Below are 6,183 nucleotides of genomic sequence, written 5' to 3'. Positions count from 1 at the left end.
GTCCTGAGCCAGGATCAAACTCTCCGATAAAAGTTTGAATAGCTCTTTAAAAATAAATCTAGAATTAACGTTGACGTGTTGTCTTGTTTTGTTCAGTTTTCAAGGTTCAAAATATAAGTGCTTCGTTTGAAGCGACCTTTATAATATATCATTTACTGCGTTCATCGTCAAGGTATTTTTATTATTTCAGAAAAGTTTTTTCTTGATAAGTATGTAATGCCTTTCGGACAACAAATAATAGTATACACACTATTATACGAGTTTGCAAGAGGTAATTATAAAAAAAACGCAGATCACTTTGTTGATCTGCGTTTTTTCTATTGGTATGGAAGTTGTAATTGATCTTATATGAATACTTCTGAAATATAGATACTCTTTTCCTTGGATAAATCTACTATTTCGTCTGTCTTGAGTTTAACGATCGGACTAATGAAGGCGTTTGGTTTCGTATATATGACTTCCCCATACTTTCCAGTCGAGAGTTTTACCCGGGTACCTGTTCTTAAGTCTCCCATTAATTGAAGAAGTCCTTCTACTACTTTAATATCAAACTTTCCAAATAAGTCCTTACTGATCATATCCAATACTTTGAAGACCGGCTGTCTGTTTCTATACATTCTTTCTGATGTCATGGCGTGAAACATATCTGCAATCCCTACTATCTGTGAATAGAGATGAATTCGGTCACTCTTTTCGGATGATGGATATCCTGATCCGTCGAAGCGTTCGTGATGCTGGAAGATGGCTAGCTTCGTTTCCGTTTTTAGTAACGGGGTATCTTTGACCATTTTATAGCCGTTTGCGGTATGGAGCTTCACTTCCTTAAATTCATTTTCAGTTAAGGGCTGTTCTTTGGCTAAGATTTGCGGGCTCACCTTAGCCATCCCACAGTCTGAAAGTGCTCCAGCTAAAGCAAGTTGGTTTACCTGTCCGGAAGACAAGCCAAGTTTTTTCCCTATCAATGCACTTATAATACTGACAGATACGGCATGATGATAGACATATTCCTTTTTCGTTGAATATTGAGGGAGGGAGTATACATAAGTATGATCCAGCTCCACCAATTGAATGACAGGCAATATAATTTCTCTCACTCTCGCAACGTTAACAGCTGTGCCCGACTGCCAATTCATGAACTCTTTCTTGAATTCTTTAACAGTTGTTAAATATAGGTCTACGAAACCCAAAGGCTCTTGTTTCCCGTTCTCCTCATTAGAAGATTCCGGAATGAGGGGGGGCCTGAAAGGATTGCCGTCCACTTTTGTTTTCTCTATGAATAACTCGTCTATATGGAATGCTTGAAGGATATTCAAATGTTCTTCTTTAAGTACCGTATTTTTAGGAATGATCGGGTTTGCAGCCATACCCATGATATCTTCAGCTACGATGCAGCCTAATTGTATTTCGCCACGATGGACCTTCACCTATATACACCTCGCGTCTTATTCTTTTAGTTTATTTTACCAAATTCAGTTAAATATAGTTGTTATTTTCAAAAAATAAATATTCTCCAAATAAAAAAAGCTATTTTCGGAATGAAGGCTCCATTCCTGAAAATAGCTTACTCTATTATTTATTCTTCATTGTCACCATTGATCTCTTCAGAAGCAGGTTGTTCTTCCATATCCTGCTGTTCTACTCCTTCAGCAGATTCGACTGGTGCTTCCGTTTCTTCTTCATCTTCTTTTTCGACTTTTGCAACAGTTGAGACGAATTCACTTTCTTGAAGACGGATCAGCTTGACCCCTTGGGTGTTACGTCCTGTAGTCGAGATATCGTTCACGTCCATACGGATGAGGACACCGTGCGCGGTGATGATCATTAAGTCTTCTTCACCAGTAACGGCTTTAACGGAGACAAGTTCTCCATTACGCTCGGTCACATTGCACGTCTTCAGTCCTTTACCACCACGTGTTTGAGTCCGATATTCGCTGGCCGGTGTACGTTTTCCGTAACCATTGACCGTGACTACAAGCACATCGCTCTTATCTTCAAGGATTTCCATGCCCACGACGATATCATCATCGCTCAGGTTGATACCTTTAACCCCGGTAGCCGTCCGTCCCATGGATCGGACATCGGTTTCAGGGAAACGAATCAGCATTCCATCTTTTGTACCGATAATAATATCCTTTTCGCCATCGGTCAATTTGACGGAAATCAGCTCATCGTTTTCACGAAGGTTGATGGCAATCAGTCCGTTCGTCCGGATATTGGCAAAATCCGATACCGGTGTACGCTTGGAAATACCTTGCTTCGTTGTAAAGAATAAGTACCAATCGTCCACGAATTCTTCGACCCGGATCATGGCGTTGATCCACTCATCTTTCTCTACACCAAGAAGGTTGATGATTGGAAGTCCCTTCGCGGTACGACTGAACTCAGGGATTTCATATCCTTTTGCGCGATATGCTTTACCTTTGTTCGTGAAGAATAAAATGGTGTCATGGGTCGACGTTGTCAATAAATGTTCAACGAAGTCCTCACCATTGGTTCCCATCCCCTGGATCCCTCTTCCTCCGCGTTTTTGGCTGCGGTAGGTAGAGACAGGAAGACGCTTGATATAGCCGTTATGCGTTAGAGAAACGACGATGTTTTCTCTTGGGATCAAGTCTTCATCCTCGATATTCTCGATGCCACCCGCTACGATTTCAGATCTTCTTTCATCATTGAAACGCTCTTTGATTTCAATGAGCTCCTCGCGGATGATTTCAAGAACCTTTTCATCATCTGACAGGATCGCTTTCAATTCGCCGATCAATTTCACCAGTTCCTGATACTCGTCTTCAATTTTCTCACGTTCTAAACCGGTTAGGCGTTGAAGACGCATATCCAGGATGGCCTGGGCTTGTTTGTCGGATAGGGAGAAGTTCTCCATTAACCCTTGTTTCGCAAGTTCCGTTGTTTGACTACCGCGAATCAGGGCGATGATTTCATCGATATGATCCAGGGCGATACGCAAACCTTCTAAGATATGGGCCCTTGCTTCCGCTTTACGTAATTCAAATTCCGTCCTGCGGCGAATGACTACACGTTGATGCTGTAAGTAGTGATATAAACATTCCTTTAGGTTCAGTACCTTCGGCTGTCCATCGACAAGTGCCAGAAGATTGATCCCAAAGCTTGTTTGAAGGGCTGTTTGCTTATACAGATTATTAAGTAATACGTTCGCATTAGCGTCTTTTCTTACTTCAATGACGATACGCATTCCGTTACGATCCGATTCATCACGGAGATCGGTGATGCCATCGATCTTCTTATCCCTGACAAGATCTGCAATTTTCTCAATTAGTCTTGCTTTATTCACCTGATAAGGGATTTGGTGGACGATAATCGTCTCTTTTCCATTGCTCTTTGTTTCGATTTCTACACGGGCACGCATCGTGATCGATCCTTTACCCGTTTCATAGGCGCGACGGATTCCGCTTCTTCCTACAATCAGTCCTGCAGTAGGGAAATCCGGTCCGTAGATGAATTCCATCAGCTCTTGGATCGTAATGTCCGGGTCTTTACTTAATGCAAGGATCCCATCGATGACTTCACCAAGGTTATGAGGTGGTATATTCGTTGCCATACCTACGGCGATTCCTGAAGAACCGTTCACCAACAGGTTGGGGAAACGGGCAGGTAATACTTCCGGCTCCCGCTCTGTGCCGTCATAGTTATCTTTATAATCGATTGTGTCTTTATTGATATCACGAATGAGTTCCATAGAAATCTTGGACATACGCGCTTCTGTATAACGCATGGCCGCAGCTGCGTCACCATCGACAGAACCGAAGTTACCGTGGCCGTCCACAAGCATATAGCGATAGTTGAAATCCTGTGCCATCCGGACCATCGTGTCATAAACGGCCGAGTCACCGTGGGGGTGATACTTCCCGATAACTTCACCGACGATACGTGCTGACTTCTTATACGCTTTATCGGACGTCATCCCAAGGTCATTCATCGCATACAAAATACGGCGATGGACCGGCTTCAATCCGTCACGTGCATCTGGAAGGGCACGGGATACGATGACACTCATCGCATAATCCAGGAAAGAGGAGCGCATTTCATTACTTATATTAATCTCTTTAACATTCGATCTTGGTGTTTCCGCCATAGTAAAAGGGACCTCCTTTTAAAGAAAGGTTTATACCTTTCTTGTTCTTTGCCTTGTCCGCTATGTAAAAGACAGGATAGCACATGGTCTATCCTGTACTATTTCATTGGTCAATTATTTCTGTTAAATGTCTAAGTTCTTCACGTAAGCCGCGTTTTCTTCAATGAAATTACGTCTGGGCTCTACTTTGTCACCCATGAGGATTTCAAATGTTTCATCTGCCTCGATCGCGTCTTGAAGATTCACTTGCAGCAATGTCCGTGATTCCGGATCCATGGTCGTTTCCCAAAGTTGTTCAGGGTTCATCTCTCCCAGACCTTTGTAACGCTGGATACCAGGTTTAGGTGTCGGCGAAATTTCTGCCAGGATACGATCCAGTTCTTTATCATTGTAGGCATACTCGATTTTCTTCCCTTGTTGTATTTTGTACAACGGTGGTTGAGCAATATAAATATATCCCGCTTCAATGATATTTCTCATATAACGGTAGAAGAATGTCAATAACAGCGTACGGATATGTGCGCCATCGACGTCAGCATCGGTCATGATGACAATCTTATGGTATCTTGCTTTCGAGAGGTCGAAATCTTCACCAATCCCCGTTCCAAGTGCAGTGATAATCGCACGGACCTCATTATTGGAGAGGATCTTATCAAGGCGTGCCTTTTCTACGTTGATGATTTTACCACGCAGTGGAAGGATAGCCTGGAAGTGACGGTCACGTCCCTGTTTGGCAGAACCACCGGCTGAGTCACCCTCAACCACGTAGATTTCGCTGATGCTTGGGTCTTTAGAGGAACAGTCCGCCAGTTTACCAGGTAAGCTCGAAATTTCAAGGGCACTCTTACGCCGCGTAAGCTCCCTTGCCTTTTTCGCAGCCAGTCGGGCACGTGCAGCCATCAGTCCTTTTTCGACGACCTTTCGGGCAACAACCGGATTTTCAAGCAAGAAAGTTTCCAGATGCTCAGAGAAAAGAGAATCCGTGATCGTTCTTGCTTCTGAGTTTCCTAGTTTTGTTTTCGTCTGACCTTCGAATTGAGGGTCAGGATGTTTAATCGAAATGATGGCTGTCAATCCTTCACGGACATCTTCCCCGGAAAGATTCGCATCAGCTTCTCTGAAAACATTATTTTTACGGGCGTAATCATTAATGACCCGTGTCAAAGCCGTTTTAAATCCAGACTCGTGGGTACCGCCTTCGTGGGTATGGATGTTATTAGCAAAGGAATAAAGGTTACTTGCGAATCCGTCATTGTACTGAAGGGCGATTTCAACGGTAATGTCATCTTTCTCACCTTCGATATAAATCGGTTCTTCGTGGATGACTTCCTTCGAACGGTTAAGATGCTCGACGTATGACTTGATTCCACCTTCATAATGGTAATCCCGTCTTTTCCCTTCACCGCGCTTGTCTTCAATACTGATCTGAATCCCTCTGTTCAAGAACGCCAATTCACGGATACGGTTAGCCAATGTGTCATAATCGTATTCTATCGTTTCAGTAAAGATTTCAGTATCAGGGGTGAAATGAATGATGGTTCCCGTTTTATCAGATTCTCCAATGACCTTTAAATCAAAGCTCGGTACACCTTTTTTAAACTTCTGGTAATAGATCTTTCCATCACGATGGACATGAACCTCAAGTTCTGTGGATAGAGCATTTACAACGGATGCTCCAACACCGTGCAGACCCCCGGACACTTTATATCCACCGCCGCCGAATTTACCGCCTGCGTGAAGGACCGTCATGATGACCTCAACGGCAGGACGTCCCATTTTCTCATGGATACCGACTGGAATACCACGTCCATTATCTGTAACGGTGATACTGTTATCCTCTTCAATGATGACTTCTATTTCGCTACAGAAGCCTGCCAATGCTTCATCAATACTGTTATCGACGATTTCCCACACCAAATGATGCAGACCTCTCCCGCTTGTTGATCCAATATACATACCCGGTCTCTTCCGAACGGCCTCTAATCCTTCAAGGACCTGAATCTGATTTTCATCATAAGATCCTTGCGCTTGCTGTTGTTCCATAGTCATACTGATTCACCTACACTTTCTATCCT

3 protein-coding genes are annotated in these 6,183 nt (G+C 43.3%); all 3 read right to left on the bottom strand.

Going from position 1 to position 6,183, the window contains the following annotated elements; translation table 11 throughout:
* Positions 1-344 precede the first annotated feature (344 nt).
* Positions 345-1,424 (bottom strand): HD-GYP domain-containing protein, encoded by a 1,080-nt coding sequence (locus tag JI667_RS20750; protein ID WP_206858306.1) that lies wholly within the window; start codon positions 1,422-1,424, stop codon positions 345-347.
* A gap of 149 nt (positions 1,425-1,573) precedes the next feature.
* The gene (gyrA, locus tag JI667_RS20745; protein ID WP_206858304.1) at positions 1,574-4,108 is read right to left on the bottom strand and encodes a DNA gyrase subunit A; all 2,535 of its coding nucleotides are present in this window, start codon (positions 4,106-4,108) and stop codon (positions 1,574-1,576) included.
* Between the two features lie 123 nt (positions 4,109-4,231).
* The gene (gene gyrB, locus JI667_RS20740; protein ID WP_206858309.1) at positions 4,232-6,151 is read right to left on the bottom strand and encodes a DNA topoisomerase (ATP-hydrolyzing) subunit B; all 1,920 of its coding nucleotides are present in this window, start codon (positions 6,149-6,151) and stop codon (positions 4,232-4,234) included.
* Positions 6,152-6,183: the final 32 nt, after the last annotated feature.

The sequence above is a fragment of the Bacillus sp. NTK074B genome, from assembly GCF_017303375.1.
GTDB lineage: Bacteria > Bacillota > Bacilli > Bacillales > Bacillaceae_B > Rossellomorea.
Note: the sequence above shows the minus strand (reverse complement) of the source record. Positions and strands in the feature narration are given on the sequence as shown.